This window comes from Pseudomonas sp. HB05, assembly GCF_016756915.1.
Taxonomy (GTDB): domain Bacteria; phylum Pseudomonadota; class Gammaproteobacteria; order Pseudomonadales; family Pseudomonadaceae; genus Aquipseudomonas; species Aquipseudomonas alvandae.
Map to the genome: position 1 here is coordinate 230,923 of NZ_JAESPG010000008.1, position 19,460 is coordinate 250,382.

General features: G+C 55.7%; 27 protein-coding genes. All 27 read right to left on the reverse strand.

What is annotated here, in order from left to right:
• Nucleotides 1-18: 18 nt before the first annotated feature.
• The 27 genes from secY to rpoC all read right to left on the reverse strand — a co-directional run bounded on the left by secY (nucleotide 19) and on the right by rpoC (nucleotide 19,455).
• Nucleotides 19-1,347 carry a preprotein translocase subunit SecY gene (gene secY, locus JMN22_RS10385; RefSeq protein ID WP_030140491.1) on the reverse strand — a complete coding sequence of 443 codons (1,329 nt, stop codon included), beginning with the start codon at nucleotides 1,345-1,347 and terminating at the stop codon, nucleotides 19-21.
• Nucleotides 1,348-1,785 carry a 50S ribosomal protein L15 gene (gene rplO / locus JMN22_RS10390; protein ID WP_003186032.1) on the reverse strand — a complete coding sequence of 146 codons (438 nt, stop codon included), beginning with the start codon at nucleotides 1,783-1,785 and terminating at the stop codon, nucleotides 1,348-1,350.
• Between the two features lie 3 nt (nucleotides 1,786-1,788).
• Nucleotides 1,789-1,965, reverse strand: coding sequence for a 50S ribosomal protein L30 (gene rpmD, locus JMN22_RS10395; protein ID WP_003186033.1), 177 nt, complete (start codon nucleotides 1,963-1,965; stop codon nucleotides 1,789-1,791).
• Between the two features lie 2 nt (nucleotides 1,966-1,967).
• Nucleotides 1,968-2,468 (reverse strand): 30S ribosomal protein S5, encoded by a 501-nt coding sequence (gene rpsE, locus JMN22_RS10400; RefSeq protein ID WP_003186035.1) that lies wholly within the window; start codon nucleotides 2,466-2,468, stop codon nucleotides 1,968-1,970.
• A gap of 3 nt (nucleotides 2,469-2,471) precedes the next feature.
• On the reverse strand, nucleotides 2,472-2,822 hold the full coding sequence (gene rplR, locus JMN22_RS10405) for a 50S ribosomal protein L18 (RefSeq protein ID WP_003186037.1): 351 nt from the start codon (nucleotides 2,820-2,822) through the stop codon (nucleotides 2,472-2,474).
• 10 nt (nucleotides 2,823-2,832) lie between these two features.
• On the reverse strand, nucleotides 2,833-3,366 hold the full coding sequence (gene rplF, locus JMN22_RS10410; protein WP_003186039.1) for a 50S ribosomal protein L6: 534 nt from the start codon (nucleotides 3,364-3,366) through the stop codon (nucleotides 2,833-2,835).
• 12 nt (nucleotides 3,367-3,378) lie between these two features.
• Complete coding sequence (gene rpsH / locus JMN22_RS10415) at nucleotides 3,379-3,771, reverse strand: 30S ribosomal protein S8 (protein ID WP_017848802.1); 393 nt, start codon at nucleotides 3,769-3,771, stop codon at nucleotides 3,379-3,381.
• A 210-nt stretch (nucleotides 3,772-3,981) separates the two neighbouring features.
• Nucleotides 3,982-4,287 (reverse strand): 30S ribosomal protein S14, encoded by a 306-nt coding sequence (gene rpsN / locus JMN22_RS10420; protein ID WP_003186042.1) that lies wholly within the window; start codon nucleotides 4,285-4,287, stop codon nucleotides 3,982-3,984.
• A 13-nt stretch (nucleotides 4,288-4,300) separates the two neighbouring features.
• Entirely contained in the window at nucleotides 4,301-4,840 is a 540-nt protein-coding gene (rplE, locus tag JMN22_RS10425) for a 50S ribosomal protein L5 (protein ID WP_030140492.1), read from the reverse strand.
• Between the two features lie 20 nt (nucleotides 4,841-4,860).
• Nucleotides 4,861-5,175, reverse strand: a complete 315-nt coding sequence (gene rplX / locus JMN22_RS10430; RefSeq protein WP_003186046.1) for a 50S ribosomal protein L24 — start codon at nucleotides 5,173-5,175, stop codon at nucleotides 4,861-4,863.
• A gap of 11 nt (nucleotides 5,176-5,186) precedes the next feature.
• On the reverse strand, nucleotides 5,187-5,555 hold the full coding sequence (gene rplN, locus JMN22_RS10435; RefSeq protein ID WP_002555479.1) for a 50S ribosomal protein L14: 369 nt from the start codon (nucleotides 5,553-5,555) through the stop codon (nucleotides 5,187-5,189).
• Nucleotides 5,556-5,578: 23 nt separating this feature from the next.
• Entirely contained in the window at nucleotides 5,579-5,845 is a 267-nt protein-coding gene (rpsQ, locus tag JMN22_RS10440) for a 30S ribosomal protein S17 (protein WP_003194644.1), read from the reverse strand.
• Nucleotides 5,846-5,847: 2 nt separating this feature from the next.
• The gene (rpmC, locus tag JMN22_RS10445) at nucleotides 5,848-6,039 is read right to left on the reverse strand and encodes a 50S ribosomal protein L29 (RefSeq protein ID WP_002555481.1); all 192 of its coding nucleotides are present in this window, start codon (nucleotides 6,037-6,039) and stop codon (nucleotides 5,848-5,850) included.
• Nucleotides 6,039-6,452 (reverse strand): 50S ribosomal protein L16, encoded by a 414-nt coding sequence (rplP, locus tag JMN22_RS10450; RefSeq protein WP_003186052.1) that lies wholly within the window; start codon nucleotides 6,450-6,452, stop codon nucleotides 6,039-6,041. The genes rpmC and rplP overlap by 1 nt, the downstream gene beginning before the upstream one ends.
• Before the next feature lie 12 nt (nucleotides 6,453-6,464).
• A complete protein-coding gene (gene rpsC / locus JMN22_RS10455; protein ID WP_003176422.1) occupies nucleotides 6,465-7,151 on the reverse strand; it encodes a 30S ribosomal protein S3 in 687 nt (228 codons plus the stop codon).
• A gap of 13 nt (nucleotides 7,152-7,164) precedes the next feature.
• The gene (gene rplV / locus JMN22_RS10460) at nucleotides 7,165-7,497 is read right to left on the reverse strand and encodes a 50S ribosomal protein L22 (protein WP_003103908.1); all 333 of its coding nucleotides are present in this window, start codon (nucleotides 7,495-7,497) and stop codon (nucleotides 7,165-7,167) included.
• Nucleotides 7,498-7,508: 11 nt separating this feature from the next.
• On the reverse strand, nucleotides 7,509-7,784 hold the full coding sequence (gene rpsS / locus JMN22_RS10465) for a 30S ribosomal protein S19 (RefSeq protein WP_002555486.1): 276 nt from the start codon (nucleotides 7,782-7,784) through the stop codon (nucleotides 7,509-7,511).
• A 16-nt stretch (nucleotides 7,785-7,800) separates the two neighbouring features.
• Nucleotides 7,801-8,625 (reverse strand): 50S ribosomal protein L2, encoded by an 825-nt coding sequence (gene rplB / locus JMN22_RS10470; protein WP_003186055.1) that lies wholly within the window; start codon nucleotides 8,623-8,625, stop codon nucleotides 7,801-7,803.
• A gap of 14 nt (nucleotides 8,626-8,639) precedes the next feature.
• Nucleotides 8,640-8,939 (reverse strand): 50S ribosomal protein L23, encoded by a 300-nt coding sequence (gene rplW / locus JMN22_RS10475; RefSeq protein WP_002555488.1) that lies wholly within the window; start codon nucleotides 8,937-8,939, stop codon nucleotides 8,640-8,642.
• On the reverse strand, nucleotides 8,936-9,538 hold the full coding sequence (gene rplD / locus JMN22_RS10480) for a 50S ribosomal protein L4 (protein WP_003186057.1): 603 nt from the start codon (nucleotides 9,536-9,538) through the stop codon (nucleotides 8,936-8,938). Before rplD ends, rplW begins: the two co-directional genes overlap by 4 nt.
• A 12-nt stretch (nucleotides 9,539-9,550) precedes the next feature.
• Complete coding sequence (gene rplC / locus JMN22_RS10485) at nucleotides 9,551-10,186, reverse strand: 50S ribosomal protein L3 (protein WP_003186059.1); 636 nt, start codon at nucleotides 10,184-10,186, stop codon at nucleotides 9,551-9,553.
• An 80-nt stretch (nucleotides 10,187-10,266) separates the two neighbouring features.
• Nucleotides 10,267-10,578 (reverse strand): 30S ribosomal protein S10, encoded by a 312-nt coding sequence (rpsJ, locus tag JMN22_RS10490; RefSeq protein WP_003186070.1) that lies wholly within the window; start codon nucleotides 10,576-10,578, stop codon nucleotides 10,267-10,269.
• Nucleotides 10,579-10,733: 155 nt separating this feature from the next.
• Nucleotides 10,734-11,927: an elongation factor Tu gene (gene tuf / locus JMN22_RS10495; RefSeq protein ID WP_003186103.1), complete on the reverse strand. Its 1,194-nt coding sequence runs from the start codon at nucleotides 11,925-11,927 to the stop codon at nucleotides 10,734-10,736.
• Between the two features lie 31 nt (nucleotides 11,928-11,958).
• Nucleotides 11,959-14,064 carry an elongation factor G gene (gene fusA, locus JMN22_RS10500; protein WP_030138516.1) on the reverse strand — a complete coding sequence of 702 codons (2,106 nt, stop codon included), beginning with the start codon at nucleotides 14,062-14,064 and terminating at the stop codon, nucleotides 11,959-11,961.
• A 30-nt stretch (nucleotides 14,065-14,094) separates the two neighbouring features.
• Entirely contained in the window at nucleotides 14,095-14,565 is a 471-nt protein-coding gene (gene rpsG / locus JMN22_RS10505) for a 30S ribosomal protein S7 (protein WP_003186074.1), read from the reverse strand.
• A gap of 102 nt (nucleotides 14,566-14,667) precedes the next feature.
• A complete protein-coding gene (gene rpsL, locus JMN22_RS10510; protein ID WP_003186084.1) occupies nucleotides 14,668-15,039 on the reverse strand; it encodes a 30S ribosomal protein S12 in 372 nt (123 codons plus the stop codon).
• 216 nt (nucleotides 15,040-15,255) lie between these two features.
• Nucleotides 15,256-19,455: a DNA-directed RNA polymerase subunit beta' gene (gene rpoC, locus JMN22_RS10515; RefSeq protein WP_181288390.1), complete on the reverse strand. Its 4,200-nt coding sequence runs from the start codon at nucleotides 19,453-19,455 to the stop codon at nucleotides 15,256-15,258.
• Between the last annotated feature and the right edge of the window lie 5 nt (nucleotides 19,456-19,460).

Below are 19,460 nucleotides of genomic sequence, written 5' to 3' on the forward strand. Positions count from 1 at the left end.
GAACCTTATGGACGCTACTCAGCGCAACATGCCGCTGCCGTAGCCCTTCAGGTTGGCTTTCTTCATCAGGGATTCGTACTGGTGCGAAACGAGGTGCGATTGTACTTGGGACATGAAGTCCATCACAACCACGACCACGATCAGCAACGAGGTCCCGCCAAGGTAGAACGGTACGTTTGCCGCAACCACCAGGAACTGGGGAAGCAGGCAGACGGCCGTCATGTAAAGAGCACCGAACATGGTCAAGCGAGTCAGAACGCCATCAATGTAGCGCGCAGACTGCTCACCAGGACGGATGCCCGGAATAAAGGCACCGGACTTCTTCAGGTTTTCCGCTACGTCTTTCGGATTGAACATCAACGCCGTATAGAAGAAGCAGAAGAAAATAATCCCTGCACTAAACAGCAGAATATTCAACGGCTGACCAGGAGCGATCGACTGCGAGATGTCCTGCAACCAGCCCATACCTTCAGACTGGCCGAACCAGGCACCCAACGAAGCCGGGAACAGCAGGATGCTGCTCGCGAAAATGGCCGGGATAACGCCGGCCATGTTCACCTTCAACGGCAAGTGGCTGGTCTGCGCAGCAAACACCTTGCGGCCCTGCTGACGCTTGGCGTAGTGAACAGCAATACGACGCTGGCCACGCTCAATGAACACCACGAAACCGATAATCGCTACTGCCAGCAAACCGATGGCAACCAAGGCAAAAATGTTGATATCGCCCTGACGCGCAGACTCGAAAGACTGCCCGATTGCTCTCGGAAGACCGGCGACGATACCTGCGAAAATCAACATCGAGATACCGTTGCCAACACCACGCTCAGTAATCTGCTCACCCAGCCACATCATGAACATTGCGCCCGCCACAAACGTGGTTACCGCAACGAAATGGAAGCTAAAGTCACCAGTGAACGATACGCCCTGCCCAGCCAGGCCAATGGACATGCCAATGGCTTGAACGAGAGCGAGGACGACAGTGCCGTAGCGGGTGTACTGGCTGATCTTGCGACGGCCAGCTTCACCTTCCTTCTTCAACTGCTCCAGCTGCGGGCTGACGGCGGTCATCAACTGCATGATGATCGATGCCGAGATGTACGGCATGATCCCCAATGCAAAAATGCTCATCCGTTCCAGCGCGCCGCCGGAAAACATGTTGAACAAGCTAAGAATGGTCCCCTCATTCTGTCGAAACAGGTCCGCGAGTCGGTCCGGGTTGATACCTGGAACCGGGATGTGTGCGCCTATTCGGTAGACGATAATCGCCAGGAACAGAAAACGCAGACGAGCCCAGAGTTCAGACATACCGCCTTTGCCGAGCGCAGAGAGAGCACCTTGCTTAGCCATTTATTCCTCGAACTTGCCGCCAGCTGCTTCGATAGCCGCACGCGCACCTTTGGTGGCGCCGATTCCCTTTCCGATGGTGACAGCACGAGCAACTTCGCCCGACAGCATGATTTTCACACGCTGTACGTTCTGGTTGATCACGTTGGCATCCTTCAGGGACTGCACGGTGACGATGTCGCCGTCCACTTTGGCCAGTTCGGACAGACGCACTTCTGCGCGGTCCATGGCTTTCAGGGAAACGAAACCGAACTTCGGCAGGCGACGATGCAGCGGCTGTTGACCGCCTTCAAAGCCTGGAGCAATAGTGCCACCGGAGCGGGAGGTCTGACCTTTGTGGCCACGGCCACCGGTCTTGCCCAAACCACTACCGATACCACGGCCCGGACGATGCTTTTCGCGACGGGAACCCGGCGCTGGACTCAGATCATTGAGTTTCATCGATTAACCCTCGACACGCAGCATGTAGTAAGCCTTGTTGATCATCCCGCGATTCTCGGGAGTATCCAGGACTTCTACAGTGTGACCGATGCGACGCAGACCCAGACCCTTAACGCACAGTTTGTGGTTAGGGATGCGGCCGGTCATGCTTTTGATCAGCGTAACTTTTACGGTAGCCATGATCAGAAGATCTCCTTGACGCTTTTGCCACGCTTGGCGGCAATGGATTCAGGAGACTGCATTGCTTTCAAACCCTTGAAAGTGGCGTGAACCACGTTTACAGGGTTAGTCGAGCCGTAGCACTTGGCCAGAACGTTCTGAACGCCAGCAACTTCGAGGACAGCACGCATAGCGCCGCCAGCGATGATACCGGTACCTTCAGAAGCAGGCTGCATGTACACCTTCGAAGCGCCATGGGCGGACTTCATTGCGTACTGCAGAGTGGTGCCGTTCAGATCAACCTGGATCATGTTGCGGCGAGCAGCTTCCATTGCCTTCTGGATCGCAGCAGGCACTTCACGCGACTTGCCACGGCCGAAGCCAACACGGCCCTTACCATCACCCACCACGGTCAACGCGGTGAAAGTGAAGATACGGCCGCCTTTAACGGTTTTGGCTACGCGGTTAACTTGAACCAGCTTCTCGATGTAGCCTTCGTCGCGCTTTTGGTCGTTATTTGACATAACTTAGAACTCCAGCCCAGCTTCACGAGCAGCATCAGCCAGCGCCTTGACGCGGCCGTGGTACTTGAAGCCAGAGCGGTCGAAAGCCACCTGCGAGACGCCAGCGGCTTTAGCACGCGTAGCGACCAGCTGGCCAACCTTAGTGGCCGCGTCGATGTTGCCAGTGGCACCATCACGCAGTTCTTTATCCAAAGTCGAGGCACTTGCCAGGACTTTGTTGCCGTCGGCCGAAATGACCTGGGCGTAGATGTGCTGCGACGAGCGGAACACGCAGAGACGCACGACTTCGAGTTCGTGCATTTTCAGGCGTGCTTTGCGAGCGCGACGCAGTCGAGTAACTTTTTTGTCGGTCATTTGCTATGCCCTACTTCTTCTTGGCTTCTTTACGACGGACGACTTCGTCCGCGTAGCGCACACCCTTGCCTTTGTACGGCTCTGGTGGACGGAAGTCGCGGATCTCGGCGGCCACTTGACCTACCAGCTGCTTGTCGATGCCCTTGATCAGGATATCGGTCTGGCTAGGAGTCTCAGCGGTGATGCCTTCCGGCAGTTCATAATCCACTGGGTGCGAGAAGCCAAGAGCCAGGTTCAGCACTGTGCCTTTTGCTTGCGCTTTGTAACCAACACCGACCAGCTGGAGCTTGCGCTCGAAGCCTTGGCTTACGCCTTGGACCATGTTGTTTACCAACGCACGAGTGGTACCAGCCATTGCGCGAGTCTGTTGATCGCCATTGCGAGCAGCGAAACGCAGCTCACCAGCTTCTTCAACGATCTCAACGGACGAATGGATGTTCAGTTGCAGAGTGCCCTTGGCACCCTTCACCGAAAGCTGTTGGCCTGCGAATTTGACTTCGACACCGGCTGGCAGCTTAACGGGGTTCTTAGCGACGCGTGACATGCTTATCCCCCCTTAGAACACAGTGCAAAGAACTTCGCCGCCGACACCGGCAGCGCGCGCAGCACGATCCGTCATCACACCTTTGTTGGTGGAGACGATAGACACGCCCAGGCCGCCACGAACTTTCGGCAGATCCTCAACGGACTTGTACTGACGCAGGCCAGGACGGCTAACGCGCTTCACTTCCTCGATGACCGGACGGCCTTCGAAGTACTTCAGCTCGATGGACAGCAGAGGCTTGATTTCGCTGCTGATCTGATAACCCGCAATGTAACCTTCGTCCTTCAGGACTTTGGCAACAGCTACCTTCAAAGTAGAAGATGGCATGCTTACGACGGACTTTTCAGCCATCTGGGCATTACGGATACGAGTTAGCATGTCCGCTAACGGGTCCTGCATACTCATGGGCTAGACGCTCCTAATACACAAAAAATTAGCCTTTCGGCTAGTACGTGTCGCCGAGCGCATCCGCGCAATAAAAACACGGGCTCAGGCGAGCCGGGTATTCTAGACACACCCCAGAAATGAATCAAGCCCCAAAAGGGGCTTGATTCAAGTTCAAGGCCACCGATGGTCAGGATCTTGCGACCCCGAACATCGTGACTTTGACAGTGCTTACCAGCTGGCTTTAACCAGACCTGGAACGTCACCACGCATAGCAGCTTGACGCAGCATGTTACGGCCGAGGCCGAACTTGCGGTACACGCCGTGCGGACGACCAGTCAGGCGGCAGCGGTTACGCATGCGCGAAGCGCTCGCGTCACGTGGCTGCTTCTGCAGTGCTACGGTAGCTTCCCAACGCGCTTCTGGACTTGCGTTCAGATCAACGATGATAGCTTTCAGCGCTGCACGCTTGGTGGCGTACTTGGCAACGGTGAGCTGACGCTTCAGCTCACGGTTCTTCATGCTCTTCTTGGCCATTGTCCTACTCCAATCAGTTGCGGAACGGGAATTTGAAAGCACGCAGCAATGCGCGACCTTCTTCATCCGTCCGAGCAGTGGTGGTCAGGGTAATGTCCAGACCGCGGAGAGCATCGATCTTGTCGTAATCGATTTCCGGGAAAATGATCTGCTCTTTTACGCCCATGCTGTAGTTGCCACGACCATCGAAGGACTTGGCATTCAGGCCGCGGAAGTCGCGAACCCGAGGCAGGGAGATCGACAGCAGACGATCCAGGAACTCGTACATACGCTCACGGCGCAGGGTCACCTTGACGCCGATCGGCCAACCTTCACGGACTTTAAAGCCAGCGATGGATTTCCGAGCGTAGGTCACGACGACTTTCTGGCCGGTGATCTTTTCCAGGTCGGCAACAGCGTGCTCGATGACTTTTTTGTCGCCGATCGCTTCGCCCAGACCCATGTTCAGGGTGATTTTGGTAACGCGCGGAACTTCCATCACGTTCGAAAGCTTAAGTTCTTCCTTAAGTTTCGGTGCGATTTCCTTCCGGTAAATCTCTTTTAGTCGTGCCATGGTCTTCTACCTAGCAGTGTTCAAGCATCAACCGCTTTTTGGGTCGACTTGAAGACACGAATTTTCTTACCGTCTTCTACTTTGAAACCAACGCGGTCAGCCTTGTTGGTTTCGCCGTTGAAAATGGCGACGTTGGAAGCGTGCAGTGGCGCTTCTTTCTCGACGATACCGCCCTGTACGCCCGACATCGGGTTAGGCTTGGTATGACGCTTGACCAGGTTCAGACCACCAACAACCAGACGGTTGTCAGCAAGAACCTTCAGCACCTTACCGCGCTTACCCTTGTCTTTGCCGGCGATCACGATGATCTCGTCGTCACGACGAATCTTTTGCATGTCGGATCTCCTTACAGCACTTCTGGGGCGAGCGAGACGATCTTCATGAACTTCTCAGTACGAAGTTCACGGGTCACTGGCCCAAAGATACGGGTGCCGATTGGCTCTTGCTTGTTGTTCAACAGAACAGCAGCGTTGCCATCAAAGCGGATGATGGAGCCGTCAGCACGACGAACACCGTGGCGAGTGCGGACTACAACAGCAGTCATCACTTGACCTTTCTTCACCTTACCGCGAGGAATTGCTTCCTTGACGGTAACTTTGATGATGTCACCGATACCAGCGTAACGACGATGGGAGCCACCCAGCACCTTGATGCACATAACGCGGCGAGCGCCGCTGTTATCGGCCACATCGAGCATGGATTGAGTCTGAATCATATAATTTCTCCGACCCCTAGCCCTTAGACTTCCACAGCGCGTTCGAGAACATCAACCAGCGCCCAAGATTTGGTCTTGGCCATCGGACGAGTTTCACGAATAGTGACCTTGTCGCCGATGTGGCACTGATTGGTTTCGTCGTGCGCGTGCAGCTTAGTCGAACGCTTAACGTATTTACCGTAGATCGGGTGCTTAACGCGACGCTCGATCAGAACGGTGATGGTTTTGTCCATCTTGTCGCTGACAACACGGCCAGTCAGCGTACGGACAGTTTTTTCGGCTTCAGCCATGATCACTTACCTGCCTGCTGGTTGAGCACAGTTTTCACGCGAGCGATGTCACGCTTAACTTGCGAGAGCAGATGAGACTGCCCCAACTGGCCAGTTGCTTTCTGCATGCGCAGATTGAACTGGTCGCGCAGCAGGCCGAGCAGTTGCTCGTTCAGCTGCTGTGCGGATTTTTCACGAAGTTCATTCGCTTTCATCACATCACCGTCCGTTTAACAAAGGAGGTGGCGAGCGGCAGCTTTGCAGCAGCCAGGGCGAAAGCCTCACGCGCCAGCTCTTCAGAAACACCCTCGATTTCATACAGGACTTTGCCTGGCTGAATCTGGGCAACCCAGTACTCCACGTTACCCTTACCTTTACCCATCCGAACTTCGAGTGGCTTCTTGGTGACAGGCTTGTCCGGGAATACACGGATCCAGATCTTGCCGCCACGTTTTACGTGACGGGTCAGAGCACGACGCGCTGACTCGATCTGACGAGCGGTGAGACGACCACGAGCAACAGACTTCAGCGCGAACTCGCCGAAGCTGACTTTGCTACCGCGCAATGCCAGGCCACGGTTGTGACCGGTCATCTGCTTGCGGAACTTCGTACGCTTTGGTTGCAACATTTGGCGTACCCCTTACTTAGCAGCTTTTTTACGAGGCGCTGGTGCTTGTGGCTTCAGTTCTTCTTGGCGACCACCAATTACTTCGCCTTTGAAGATCCAAACCTTTACACCGATCACACCGTAGGTGGTGTGAGCTTCGTAGTTGGCATAGTCGATGTCGGCACGCAGGGTGTGCAGTGGCACACGACCTTCGCGATACCATTCAGTACGTGCGATTTCAGCACCGCCGAGACGACCGCTCACTTGGATTTTGATGCCTTTGGCACCAATGCGCATTGCGTTCTGTACAGCGCGCTTCATAGCGCGACGGAACATTACACGACGCTCCAGCTGCTGAGCTACGCTCTGCGCAACCAGCATACCGTCGAGTTCCGGCTTGCGGATCTCTTCGATATTGATGTGCACAGGCACACCCATTTGCTTGGTCAGGTCCTGACGCAGTTTCTCAACATCTTCACCTTTCTTCCCGATAACGATACCTGGGCGAGCGGTGTGGATGGTGATACGTGCAGTCTGAGCCGGACGATGGATATCGATACGGCTGACGGACGCGCTTTTTAGTTTGTCTTGGAGATACTCACGCACCTTCAGATCAGCGAACAAGTAGTCCGCATAAGTCCGACCGTCTGCGTACCAGACGGAGGTGTGCTCCTTGACGATTCCCAGGCGAATGCCAATGGGATGTACTTTCTGACCCATCTCTTCGACTCCGTTACTTGTCAGCAACCTTGACAGTGATATGGCAAGACCGCTTGACGATGCGATCAGCACGGCCTTTGGCACGTGGCATGATGCGCTTCAGCGAACGCCCTTCGTTGACGAAAACGGTGCTGACCTTCAGGTCATCAACGTCTGCGCCTTCGTTATGCTCGGCGTTGGCTACGGCCGACTCCAGCACTTTTTTCATGATCTCGGCGGCTTTCTTACTGCTGAAAGCCAACAGGTTGAGCGCTTCGCCCACCTTCTTCCCGCGGATCTGGTCGGCGACCAAGCGGGCTTTCTGGGCGGAGATTCGAGCGCCCGACAACTTAGCGGCTACTTCCATTTCCTAACCCCTTAACGCTTGGCTTTCTTGTCTGCCACGTGCCCGCGATAAGTGCGGGTACCGGCGAACTCGCCCAGTTTGTGGCCGACCATGTCTTCGTTAACGAGAACTGGGACGTGTTGACGACCGTTGTGTACAGCAATGGTCAGACCGACCATTTGTGGCAGGATCATCGAACGGCGCGACCAGGTCTTAACTGGTTTGCGATCGTTCTTTTCCGCCGCCACTTCGATCTTCTTCAGTAGGTGAAGATCAATAAAAGGACCTTTTTTCAGAGAACGTGGCACTGTCGTATCCCTCTATTTACTTGCGACGACGGACGATCATTTTGTCGGTACGCTTATTACCACGAGTCTTCGCGCCCTTAGTCGGGAAGCCCCATGGCGATACCGGATGACGACCACCAGAGGTACGACCTTCACCACCACCATGTGGGTGGTCAACCGGGTTCATGGCAACACCACGAACGGTTGGGCGAACGCCACGCCAGCGCTTGGCACCAGCTTTACCCAACGAACGCAGGCTGTGCTCGGAGTTCGAGACTTCGCCCAGGGTCGCACGGCATTCAGCCAGTACTTTACGCATCTCACCAGAACGCAGACGCAGGGTCACGTAGACACCTTCACGAGCGATCAGCTGAGCCGAAGCACCAGCGGAACGAGCGATCTGTGCGCCTTTACCTGGCTTCAATTCGATGCCGTGTACGGTGCTACCAACTGGAATGTTACGCAGTTGCAGAGCGTTGCCCGGCTTGATCGGTGCCAGGGCACCTGCGATCAGCTGGTCGCCAGCGCTCACGCCTTTAGGGGCGATGATGTAGCGACGCTCGCCATCTGCGTACAGCAGCAGAGCGATGTGAGCAGTACGGTTTGGATCGTATTCGATACGCTCGACGGTGGCAGCGATGCCATCCTTGTCGTTGCGACGGAAGTCGACCAGACGGTAATGCTGCTTATGACCACCACCGATGTGACGAGTGGTAATACGGCCATTGTTGTTACGACCACCAGACTTCGATTTTTTCTCGAGCAGCGGTGCGTGAGGAGCGCCTTTATGCAGCTCCTGGTTGACCACCTTGACCACAAAACGGCGGCCAGGGGAAGTCGGTTTGCATTTAACGATTGCCATGATGCACCCCTTCCTTACTCAGCACTGCTGCTGAAATCGAGATCTTGGCCTGGCTGAAGGGAGATAACTGCCTTCTTCCAGTCATTACGCTTGCCCAGACCGCGAGCAGTGCGCTTGCTTTTACCCAGAACGTTCAGGGTAGTCACGCGCTCTACTTTCACGCTGAACAGGCTTTCGACGGCCTTCTTGATTTCCAGCTTGGTTGCGTCGGTCGCAACCTTGAAAACGAACTGGCCTTTCTTGTCTGCCAGAACCGTAGCCTTCTCGGAAACGTGCGGGCCAAGCAGAACTTTAAATACGCGTTCCTGGTTCATCCCAGCAGCTCCTCGAATTTCTTCACGGCCGACACGGTGATCAACACCTTGTCGTATGCGATCAGACTGACCGGATCGGAACCTTGCACGTCACGAACGTCGACGTGTGGCAGGTTGCGAGCAGCCAGGTACAGGTTCTGATCAACAGCGTCAGACACGATCAGGACGTCAGTCAGGCCCATGCCGTTCAGCTTGTTCAGCAGATCTTTGGTTTTCGGTGCTTCGACAGCGAAGTCCTGAACCACGACCAGACGATCAGTACGCACCAGCTCAGCAAGGATGGAACGCATTGCTGCGCGATACATCTTCTTGTTCAGCTTCTGGGAGTGATCCTGAGGACGAGCTGCGAAAGTGGTACCGCCGCCACGCCAGATTGGGCTACGGATAGTACCGGCACGAGCACGGCCAGTACCTTTCTGACGCCATGGGCGCTTACCGCCACCGGAAACGTCGGAACGGGTCTTTTGCTGCTTGCTACCTTGACGGCCGCCAGCCATGTAGGCCACGACTGCTTGGTGAACCAGCGTCTCGTTGAATTCGCCGCCAAATGTCAGTTCGGAAACTTCGATCGCTTGAGCGTCATTTACATTTAATTGCATGTCAGCTTCCCCTTAACCGCGAGCCTTGGCTGCTGGACGTACAACCAAGTTGCCGCCAGTAGCGCCAGGAACAGCGCCCTTGACCAACAACAGATTGCGTTCAGCGTCCACGCGCACTACTTCGAGGGACTGCACGGTCACGCGCTCAGCGCCCATATGACCGGACATTTTCTTGCCCTTGAATACACGACCAGGAGTCTGGCACTGGCCGATAGAGCCTGGAACGCGGTGGGATACGGAGTTACCGTGGGTGTTATCTTGCCCGCGGAAGTTCCAACGCTTGATCGTACCCTGGAAGCCTTTACCCTTGGACTGACCGGTTACATCAACCAGTTGACCAGCGGCGAAGATTTCAGCGTTGATCAGATCGCCAGCCTGGTACTCGCCTTCTTCAAGGCGGAATTCCATTACGGTACGACCAGCGGCAACGTTCGCCTTGGCGAAGTGGCCAGCCTGAGCTGCTGTTACACGCGAAGCGCGACGCTCGCCGACAGTGACTTGCACTGCACGATAGCCATCGGTCTCTTCAGTTTTGAACTGGGTGACGCGATTCGGCTCGATCTCAATGACCGTGACCGGAATGGAGACACCTTCTTCGGTGAAAATACGGGTCATACCGCATTTACGACCGACTACACCAATAGTCATGTTGTAAACCTCATGAGTGTACGGGGCTTTCACCCGCTATGGCCGCCCATTTCAGAGCGTTACACGACTAAGACCGAGTCTTAGCCGAGGCTGATCTGCACTTCCACACCGGCCGCAAGATCGAGCTTCATAAGAGCATCAACGGTTTTATCCGTTGGCTGGACGATGTCCAGAACGCGCTTATGAGTACGGATCTCGTACTGGTCACGCGCGTCTTTGTTGACGTGCGGGGAGACCAGAACGGTGAACCGCTCTTTACGGGTAGGCAGTGGAATTGGACCACGCACTTGAGCACCAGTACGTTTCGCGGTTTCCACGATTTCCTGGGTGGATTGGTCGATCAGGCGATGGTCAAAAGCCTTCAACCTGATACGGATTTGCTGATTTTGCATTGGATTTCAGACTCCGGCTGCTATTCCCACCGGGCGCAATACGCCCGTTAAAAGGAGGCGCAATTCTATAGACGCCCCTGATAGGTGTCAACCCAATAAAAAAGCCCCCGCTAAGCGGGGGCTTTCCTGTCCATCGAACCGACTCTGAAAGAGTCTTATTCGATGACTTTGGCTACGACGCCGGCGCCGACGGTACGACCGCCTTCACGGATAGCGAAACGCAGGCCGTCTTCCATTGCGATGGTCTTGATCAGGGTAACAGTCATCTGAATGTTGTCACCTGGCATTACCATTTCAACGCCTTCTGGCAGCTCGCAGTTACCAGTCACGTCAGTTGTACGGAAGTAGAACTGTGGACGGTAGCCTTTGAAGAACGGAGTGTGACGACCGCCTTCTTCCTTGCTCAGAACGTAGACTTCTGCGGTGAACTTGGTGTGCGGCTTGACGGTGCCTGGCTTGACCAGAACCTGGCCACGCTCAACGTCGTCACGCTTGGTGCCGCGCAGCAGCACGCCGCAGTTCTCGCCAGCACGACCTTCGTCGAGCAGCTTGCGGAACATTTCAACGCCGGTGCAGGTAGTTTTCTGAGTGTCGCGCAGACCGACGATCTCAACTTCTTCCTGGATACGGACGATGCCACGCTCAACACGACCAGTCACAACAGTACCGCGACCGGAGATCGAGAATACGTCTTCGATTGGCATCAGGAACGGCTTGTCGATAGCACGCTCTGGCTCTGGGATGTAGCTGTCCAGAGTTTCCACCAGCTTCTTGACAGCAGTGGTGCCCATTTCGTTGTCGTCTTGGCCGTTCAGAGCCATCAGAGCCGAACCGATGATGATTGGAGTGTCATCACCTGGGAAGTCGTAAGTGCTCAGCAGGTCGCGCACTTCCATCTCAACCAGTTCCAGCAGCTCAGCGTCGTCAACCATGTCAGCCTTGTTCAGGAAGACAACGATGTACGGAACGCCTACCTGACGGGACAGCAGGATGTGCTCACGGGTTTGTGGCATCGGACCATCGGCGGCCGAGCAAACCAGGATCGCGCCGTCCATCTGGGCAGCACCGGTGATCATGTTTTTTACGTAGTCGGCGTGACCTGGGCAGTCAACGTGTGCGTAGTGACGCACGGCCGAATCGTATTCAACGTGAGCGGTGTTGATGGTGATACCGCGAGCTTTTTCTTCCGGGGCGCTGTCGATCTTGTCGAAGTCAACCTTGGCCGAACCGAAAACTTCGGAGCAGACACGGGTCAGAGCAGCGGTCAGGGTAGTTTTACCGTGGTCAACGTGGCCGATGGTGCCAACGTTGACGTGCGGTTTGTTCCGTTCAAATTTTTCTTTAGCCACGACAATTAACTCCTAGCTTAAAGGGGCTGGATCAGCCTTGCTTTTTGGTAACAGTCTCGACGATATGCGACGGAGCTGTATTGTATTTTTTGAATTCCATAGAGTAGCTTGCGCGACCCTGAGACATGGAGCGAACGTCGGTTGCGTAACCGAACATCTCACCCAACGGAACCTCGGCGCGGATAACCTTGCCGGAAACCGTATCTTCCATACCCAGAATCATGCCACGACGACGGTTAAGGTCGCCCATGACATCACCCATGTAGTCTTCAGGCGTAACGACTTCTACCGCCATGATAGGCTCAAGCAACTCACCACCGCCCTTCTGGGCCAGTTGCTTGGTAGCCATGGAAGCAGCCACCTTAAACGCCATCTCGTTGGAGTCGACGTCGTGGTAAGAACCGTCGAACACGGTCGCCTTCAGGCCGATCAGCGGATAGCCGGCAACAACGCCGTTCTTCATCTGCTCTTCGATACCCTTCTGGATCGCTGGGATGTATTCCTTCGGAACCACACCACCTACGACTTCGTTCAGGAATTGCAGACCTTCCTGACCTTCGTCAGCAGGAGCAAAACGGATCCAGCAGTGACCGAACTGGCCACGACCGCCGGACTGGCGAACGAACTTGCCTTCGATTTCACAGCTCTTCGTGATGCGCTCACGATAGGAAACCTGAGGCTTACCGATGTTGGCTTCGACGTTGAACTCACGGCGCATCCGGTCAACCAGGATGTCCAGGTGCAGCTCGCCCATGCCGGAGATGATCGTCTGACCAGTCTCTTCATCAGTCTTGACGCGGAAAGACGGGTCTTCCTGAGCAAGCTTGCCCAGAGCGATACCCATTTTTTCCTGGTCATCCTTGGTCTTAGGCTCAACGGCAACCGAAATAACCGGCTCCGGGAAGTCCATGCGAACCAGGATGATTGGCTTGTCAGCGTTGCACAAGGTTTCACCAGTGGTGACGTCCTTCATGCCGATCAAGGCCGCGATGTCGCCAGCGCGTACTTCCTTGATTTCTTCACGGGCGTTTGCGTGCATCTGCACCATACGACCCACGCGCTCTTTCTTGCCTTTTACCGAGTTGATCACGCCGTCGCCGGATGCCAACACGCCCGAGTAAACTCGAACAAAGGTCAAGGTACCCACGAATGGGTCGGTAGCGATCTTGAACGCCAAGGCCGCGAACGGCTCGTCATCACTTGCGTGACGCTCCATTTCCTCTTCCTCGTTATCAGGGTTGGAACCCTTGATAGCAGGAATGTCGGTTGGAGCAGGCAGGAAGTCGATCACAGCGTCGAGAACCAGGGGAACACCCTTGTTCTTGAAGGAAGAACCGCAAACAGCCAGAACGATCTCACCAGCGATAGTGCGCTGACGCAGAGCGGCCTTGATTTCGTCGTTGGTGAGTTCTTCACCCTCGAGGTACTTGTTCATCAGCTCTTCGCTGGCTTCGGCTGCAGCCTCAACCATGTTGCTGCGCCATTGCTCGGCTTCTTCCAACAGCTCGGCAGGAATTTCCTTGCGAACAGGAACCATGCCCTTGTCGGCATCATTCCAGTACACGGCCTGCATGTTGATCAGGTCGATCTGGCCCTGGAAGTTGTCTTCCGAACCGATAGCGAGCTGGATAGGCACCGGAGTGTGACCCAGACGCTGCTTGATCTGACCGATCACGCGCAGGAAGTTGGCACCAGCACGGTCCATCTTGTTTACGTAAACAAGACGTGGAACGCCGTATTTGTTGGCCTGACGCCATACGGTTTCCGACTGAGGCTCAACACCAGAAGTACCACAGAACACAACGACCGCGCCGTCGAGTACACGCAGGGAACGCTCAACTTCAATGGTGAAGTCTACGTGGCCCGGGGTATCGATTACGTTGAAGCGATGCTCGTGCGGGTACTGCTTCTCGGAACCTTTCCAGAAGGCGGTGATAGCAGCAGAAGTAATGGTAATACCACGCTCCTGCTCCTGAACCATCCAGTCTGTGGTCGCGGCGCCGTCATGCACCTCGCCCATTTTGTGACTTTTGCCGGTGTAAAAAAGGACGCGCTCGGTGGTGGTGGTTTTACCAGCATCCACGTGAGCAACGATACCGATGTTACGGTAGCGGTTAATCGGTGTAGTACGAGCCATAAAGCCCTCGCAAATTGAGTGACGCTAAAATTAGAAGCGGTAGTGCGAGAAAGCCTTGTTGGCTTCAGCCATACGGTGCACGTCTTCACGCTTCTTAACTGCAGCACCTTTACCTTCAGCAGCGTCCAACAGTTCACCAGCCAAACGCAGGGCCATGGACTTCTCGCCGCGCTTGCGGGCGAAGTCTACCAGCCAGCGCATTGCCAGGGCGTTACGACGGGAAGGACGAACTTCGACCGGAACCTGGTAAGTAGCACCGCCTACACGGCGCGACTTCACTTCGACCAGCGGAGCGATGGCGTCGAGAGCTTTCTCGAAGATTTCCAGGGGATCGCTGTTCTTGCGTTCCTTAACTTTGTCCAGTGCGCCATAAACGATACGCTCGGCAACGGCTTTCTTGCCGCTTTCCATAACGTGGTTCATGAACTTGGCGAGAATCTGGCTTCCGTATTTCGGATCGTCCAGAATCTCACGTTTGGCTGCTACGCGACGTCTTGGCATGATAAGCCCTCAAGCGGTCTTCAGGTTAGCCCGGGACAGCAGATGCGTGCCCGACCTTACTCTTATCGACTCAATAAAAATGAAAAACTGCAAAACGACCGATTACTTCGGACGCTTGGTACCGTACTTCGAACGACCCTGGTTACGACCTTTAACGCCGGAAGTATCCAAAGAACCGCGAACGGTGTGGTAACGAACACCTGGCAAGTCTTTTACACGACCGCCGCGGATCAGCACCACGCTGTGCTCTTGCAGGTTGTGGCCTTCACCACCGATGTACGAGGAAACCTCGAAACCGTTGGTCAGACGCACACGGCATACTTTACGCAGTGCCGAGTTAGGTTTTTTCGGCGTGGTGGTATACACACGGGTGCATACGCCACGACGTTGCGGGCAGTTCTGCAGCGCAGGCACGTCGGATTTCTCGACGATACGCTTACGCGGCTGACGTACCAGCTGGTTGATAGTTGCCATCTACTAGCTCCACTGTTGTCTTGCGACGCTATTGTCTTGCAAGAAAAGCAAAATGGCAGGAACGAATTCCCGCCAAATTTAGGGGATCAAGAGTCTAAAGAGGATCTTGTCCCCAGTCAAGGCAAGGCCCCGACCTCCCCGCCCGCCAGATCTCGACAATTTGTCTCGATCCGCCGAACGGGATGACCAGGGCCAGGCACTCAATCAACGCCGAACTCAGTTACCGCTCGAGTTCAGTGCTTCGGTCAGTGCAGCTTCCACTTCACTGGCGCTTACGCGCAACGGCTTGTCTGCATCACGGCGACGCTTGCGCTCGCTGTGATAAGCCAAACCGGTACCGGCCGGGATCAGACGACCCACGACCACGTTTTCTTTCAGGCCGCGCAGGTAATCGCGCTTGCCGGTTACCGCCGCTTCGGTCAGTACGCGAGTGGTTTCCTGGAAGGAAGCCGCCGAGATGAACGATTCGGTGGACAACGACGCCTTGGTGATACCCAGCAGCACGCGAGTGAACTTGGAGACGAACTTGTCTTCCGTCGCCAGACGCTCGTTTTCCACCAGCACGTGAGTCAGTTCCATCTGGTCGCCCTTGATGAAACTCGAGTCGCCGGATTCAGCGATCTCGACCTTACGCAGCATCTGACGCAGGATGGTCTCGATGTGCTTGTCGTTGATCTTCACGCCTTGCAGACGATAAACGTCCTGGATCTCGTTCACGATGTACTTGGCCAGCGCACTCACACCCAGCAGACGCAGGATGTCGTGTGGATCGCTCGGACCGTCGGAGATAACTTCGCCGCGGTTTACCTGTTCGCCTTCGAAGACGTTCAGGTGACGCCACTTCGGAATCAACTCTTCGTACGGATCGCTACCGTCGTTCGGGGTGATAACCAGGCGGCGCTTGCCCTTGGTCTCTTTACCGAACGCGATGGTGCCGCTGACTTCAGCCAGGATCGAGGCTTCTTTCGGACGACGGGCTTCGAACAAGTCGGCAACACGCGGCAGACCACCGGTGATGTCACGGGTTTTCGAGGTTTCCTGCGGGATACGAGCGATTACGTCACCGATCGCGATCCGCGCACCGTCCGCCACACCGACCAGGGCGTTGGCTGGCAGGAAGTACTGAGCGATTACGTCAGTGCCTGGCAGCAACAGATCCTTGCCGTTGTCGTCGACCATCTTCACGGCTGGACGGATGTCCTTGCCCGCAGCTGGACGATCTTTTGCGTCGAGTACTTCGATGTTGGTCATACCGGTCAATTCGTCAGTCTGACGCTTGATCGTGATGCCTTCTTCCATGCCCACGTAGGTCACGGTACCTTTCATCTCGGTAACGATTGGGTGAGTGTGCGGATCCCACTTGGCCACGATGGCACCAGCGTCGACCTTGTCACCTTCCTTCACCGAAATCACAGCACCGTACGGCAGCTTGTAGCGCTCGCGCTCACGACCGAAGTCGTCGGCAATTGCCAGCTCACCGGAACGGGACACAGCCACCAGGTGGCCGTCCACTCGCTCAACGTGCTTCAGGTTGTGCAGGCGGACGGTACCGCCATTCTTCACCTGGACGCTGTCGGCTGCGGAGGTCCGGCTTGCCGCACCACCGATGTGGAACGTACGCATGGTCAGCTGGGTACCCGGCTCACCGATGGACTGGGCAGCAATAACGCCGACCGCTTCACCGATGTTCACCTGGTGACCACGAGCCAGGTCGCGACCGTAGCACTTGGCGCAGATGCCGTAGCGGGTTTCGCAGCTGATTGGCGAACGCACGATCACTTCGTCGATGCTGTTGAGCTCGATGAATTCGACCCACTTTTCGTCAACCAGGGTGCCGGCAGGAACGATGACGTCCTCGGTACCTGGCTTGAATACGTCACGGGCAATGACACGACCCAATACGCGCTCACCCAACGGCTCTACAACGTCACCGCCTTCAATGTGCGGCGTCATGACCAGGCCGTGCTCGGTGCCGCAATCGATCTCGGTCACGACCAAGTCTTGCGCCACGTCTACCAGACGACGAGTCAGGTAACCGGAGTTCGCGGTTTTCAACGCGGTATCCGCGAGACCCTTACGAGCACCGTGAGTGGAGATGAAGTACTGGAGTACGCTCAAACCTTCACGGAAGTTCGCAGTAATCGGCGTCTCGATGATGGAGCCGTCCGGCTTGGCCATCAGGCCACGCATACCGGCGAGCTGACGGATCTGCGCAGCAGAACCCCGTGCACCCGAGTCGGCCATCATGTACATCGAGTTGAACGATTCCTGGTCAACTTCGTTGCCGTGGCGGTCGATGACTTTCTCTTTCGAGAGGTTGGCCATCATCGCCTTGGAAACTTCGTCGTTCGCCTTGGACCAGAGGTCGATTACCTTGTTGTACTTCTCGCCCTGGGTTACCAGGCCGGACGCGTACTGGCTTTCGATCTCTTTCACTTCTTCGGTGGCAGCACCGATGATGCGGGCTTTTTCATCAGGGATAACGAAGTCGTTAACACCGATGGAAACGCCGGAGATGGTCGAATAGGCAAAACCGGTGTACATCAACTGGTCGGCGAAGATCACGGTCTCTTTCAGACCAACCACGCGGTAGCACTGGTTGATCAGCTTGGAGATCGCCTTTTTCTTCATCGGCAGGTTGACGACATCGAACGACAAGCCTTTTGGCACAACCTGGAACAACAGCGCACGACCGACAGTGGTGTCGACGATGCGAGTGTTGGTCACGCTGTTGCCATCACGATCGTTTACGGTTTCATTGATCCGCACCTTGATCTTGGCGTGCAGTGCGGCTTCGCCAGCACGGAACACACGGTCGACTTCCTGCAGATCCGCGAACACACGACCTTCGCCCTTGGCGTTGATCGCTTCACGAGTCATGTAGTACAGACCCAATACAACGTCCTGGGACGGAACGATGATTGGCTCACCGTTGGCTGGCGACAGGATGTTGTTGGTCGACATCATCAACGCACGCGCTTCGAGCTGGGCTTCCAGCGTCAGCGGTACGTGCACGGCCATCTGGTCGCCGTCGAAGTCGGCGTTGTACGCAGCACAGACCAGAGGGTGCAGCTGGATAGCCTTGCCTTCGATCAGTACCGGTTCAAACGCCTGGATGCCCAGACGGTGAAGGGTCGGTGCACGGTTGAGCAGCACTGGGTGTTCGCGAATCACTTCGGCGAGAACGTCCCAGACCTCTGGCAGTTCGCGCTCGACCATTTTCTTGGCGGCTTTGATGGTGGTCGCAAGACCACGCATTTCCAGCTTGCCGAAGATGAACGGCTTGAACAGCTCCAGCGCCATTTTCTTGGGCAGGCCGCACTGATGCAGACGCAGGGTCGGGCCTACGGTAATTACCGAACGACCGGAGTAGTCAACACGCTTACCGAGCAAGTTCTGACGGAAACGACCTTGCTTACCCTTGATCATGTCAGCCAGGGATTTCAGAGGACGCTTGTTCGAACCGGTGATAGCCCGGCCACGACGACCGTTGTCGAGCAGTGCGTCGACCGCTTCCTGCAACATACGCTTTTCGTTGCGCACGATGATGTCCGGAGCGGACAGGTCGAGCAGACGCTTCAAGCGGTTGTTACGGTTGATCACTCGACGATACAGATCGTTGAGGTCGGAAGTCGCGAAGCGACCGCCATCGAGCGGAACCAGTGGACGCAGGTCTGGCGGCAGAACCGGCAGAACGGTCAGCACCATCCACTCTGGCAGGTTGCCGGAACCCTGGAAGGCTTCCATCAACTTCAGACGCTTGGACAGCTTCTTGATCTTGGTTTCGGAGTTGGTTTGCGGAATCTCTTCGCGCAGACGACCAATCTCGTGCTCCAGGTCGATCGCGTGCAGCAGTTCGCGGACAGCTTCGGCACCCATGCGGGCATCGAAATCGTCGCCGAACTCTTCCAGCGCTTCGAAGTACTGTTCGTCATTCAGCAGCTGGCCCTTTTCAAGGGTGGTCATGCCTGGATCGATAACGACATAGCTCTCGAAGTAGAGAACGCGTTCGATATCACGCAGGGTCATGTCCATCAGCAGGCCGATACGGGACGGCAGCGATTTCAGGAACCAGATGTGAGCAACTGGCGAGGCCAGTTCGATGTGCGCCATGCGCTCACGACGAACCTTTGCCAGCGCGACTTCAACGCCGCACTTCTCGCAGATCACGCCGCGATGCTTCAAGCGCTTGTACTTACCGCACAGGCACTCGTAATCCTTTACCGGGCCAAAGATCTTGGCGCAGAACAGGCCGTCACGCTCGGGTTTGAACGTACGGTAGTTGATGGTTTCCGGCTTTTTAACTTCACCGAACGACCACGAACGGATCATCTCAGGCGAGGCCAATCCAATACGGATGGCGTCGAACTCTTCGACTTGACCCTGGTTTTTCAGCAAATTCAGTAGGTCTTTCAAGGCCT

What these genes read in the sequence shown, in the direction of transcription:
- fusA (WP_030138516.1), bottom strand. Translation starts at nt 14,064, where the DNA reads ATGGCTCGTACTACACCGATTAACCGCTACCGTAACATCGGTATCGTT.
- rpsE (WP_003186035.1), bottom strand. Translation starts at nt 2,468, where the DNA reads ATGTCAAATAACGACCAAAAGCGCGACGAAGGCTACATCGAGAAGCTG.
- rpmD (WP_003186033.1), bottom strand. Translation starts at nt 1,965, where the DNA reads ATGGCTACCGTAAAAGTTACGCTGATCAAAAGCATGACCGGCCGCATC.
- rplB (WP_003186055.1), bottom strand. Translation starts at nt 8,625, where the DNA reads ATGGCAATCGTTAAATGCAAACCGACTTCCCCTGGCCGCCGTTTTGTG.
- rplW (WP_002555488.1), bottom strand. Translation starts at nt 8,939, where the DNA reads ATGAACCAGGAACGCGTATTTAAAGTTCTGCTTGGCCCGCACGTTTCC.
- rpsJ (WP_003186070.1), bottom strand. Translation starts at nt 10,578, where the DNA reads ATGCAAAATCAGCAAATCCGTATCAGGTTGAAGGCTTTTGACCATCGC.
- rplN (WP_002555479.1), bottom strand. Translation starts at nt 5,555, where the DNA reads ATGATTCAGACTCAATCCATGCTCGATGTGGCCGATAACAGCGGCGCT.
- rplR (WP_003186037.1), bottom strand. Translation starts at nt 2,822, where the DNA reads ATGACCGACAAAAAAGTTACTCGACTGCGTCGCGCTCGCAAAGCACGC.
- rplF (WP_003186039.1), bottom strand. Translation starts at nt 3,366, where the DNA reads ATGTCACGCGTCGCTAAGAACCCCGTTAAGCTGCCAGCCGGTGTCGAA.
- rplE (WP_030140492.1), bottom strand. Translation starts at nt 4,840, where the DNA reads ATGGCACGACTAAAAGAGATTTACCGGAAGGAAATCGCACCGAAACTT.
- rpsG (WP_003186074.1), bottom strand. Translation starts at nt 14,565, where the DNA reads ATGCCAAGACGTCGCGTAGCAGCCAAACGTGAGATTCTGGACGATCCG.
- rpsQ (WP_003194644.1), bottom strand. Translation starts at nt 5,845, where the DNA reads ATGGCTGAAGCCGAAAAAACTGTCCGTACGCTGACTGGCCGTGTTGTC.
- rpmC (WP_002555481.1), bottom strand. Translation starts at nt 6,039, where the DNA reads ATGAAAGCGAATGAACTTCGTGAAAAATCCGCACAGCAGCTGAACGAG.
- rpsL (WP_003186084.1), bottom strand. Translation starts at nt 15,039, where the DNA reads ATGGCAACTATCAACCAGCTGGTACGTCAGCCGCGTAAGCGTATCGTC.
- rplV (WP_003103908.1), bottom strand. Translation starts at nt 7,497, where the DNA reads ATGGAAGTAGCCGCTAAGTTGTCGGGCGCTCGAATCTCCGCCCAGAAA.
- rpsN (WP_003186042.1), bottom strand. Translation starts at nt 4,287, where the DNA reads ATGGCCAAGAAGAGCATGAAGAACCGTGAGCTGAAGCGTCAGCTCACC.
- rplP (WP_003186052.1), bottom strand. Translation starts at nt 6,452, where the DNA reads ATGTTGCAACCAAAGCGTACGAAGTTCCGCAAGCAGATGACCGGTCAC.
- rplX (WP_003186046.1), bottom strand. Translation starts at nt 5,175, where the DNA reads ATGCAAAAGATTCGTCGTGACGACGAGATCATCGTGATCGCCGGCAAA.
- rplD (WP_003186057.1), bottom strand. Translation starts at nt 9,538, where the DNA reads ATGCAATTAAATGTAAATGACGCTCAAGCGATCGAAGTTTCCGAACTG.
- rplC (WP_003186059.1), bottom strand. Translation starts at nt 10,186, where the DNA reads ATGACTATTGGTGTAGTCGGTCGTAAATGCGGTATGACCCGTATTTTC.
- rplO (WP_003186032.1), bottom strand. Translation starts at nt 1,785, where the DNA reads ATGAAACTCAATGATCTGAGTCCAGCGCCGGGTTCCCGTCGCGAAAAG.
- rpsH (WP_017848802.1), bottom strand. Translation starts at nt 3,771, where the DNA reads ATGAGTATGCAGGACCCGTTAGCGGACATGCTAACTCGTATCCGTAAT.
- rpsC (WP_003176422.1), bottom strand. Translation starts at nt 7,151, where the DNA reads ATGGGTCAGAAAGTACATCCCATTGGCATTCGCCTGGGAATCGTCAAG.
- secY (WP_030140491.1), bottom strand. Translation starts at nt 1,347, where the DNA reads ATGGCTAAGCAAGGTGCTCTCTCTGCGCTCGGCAAAGGCGGTATGTCT.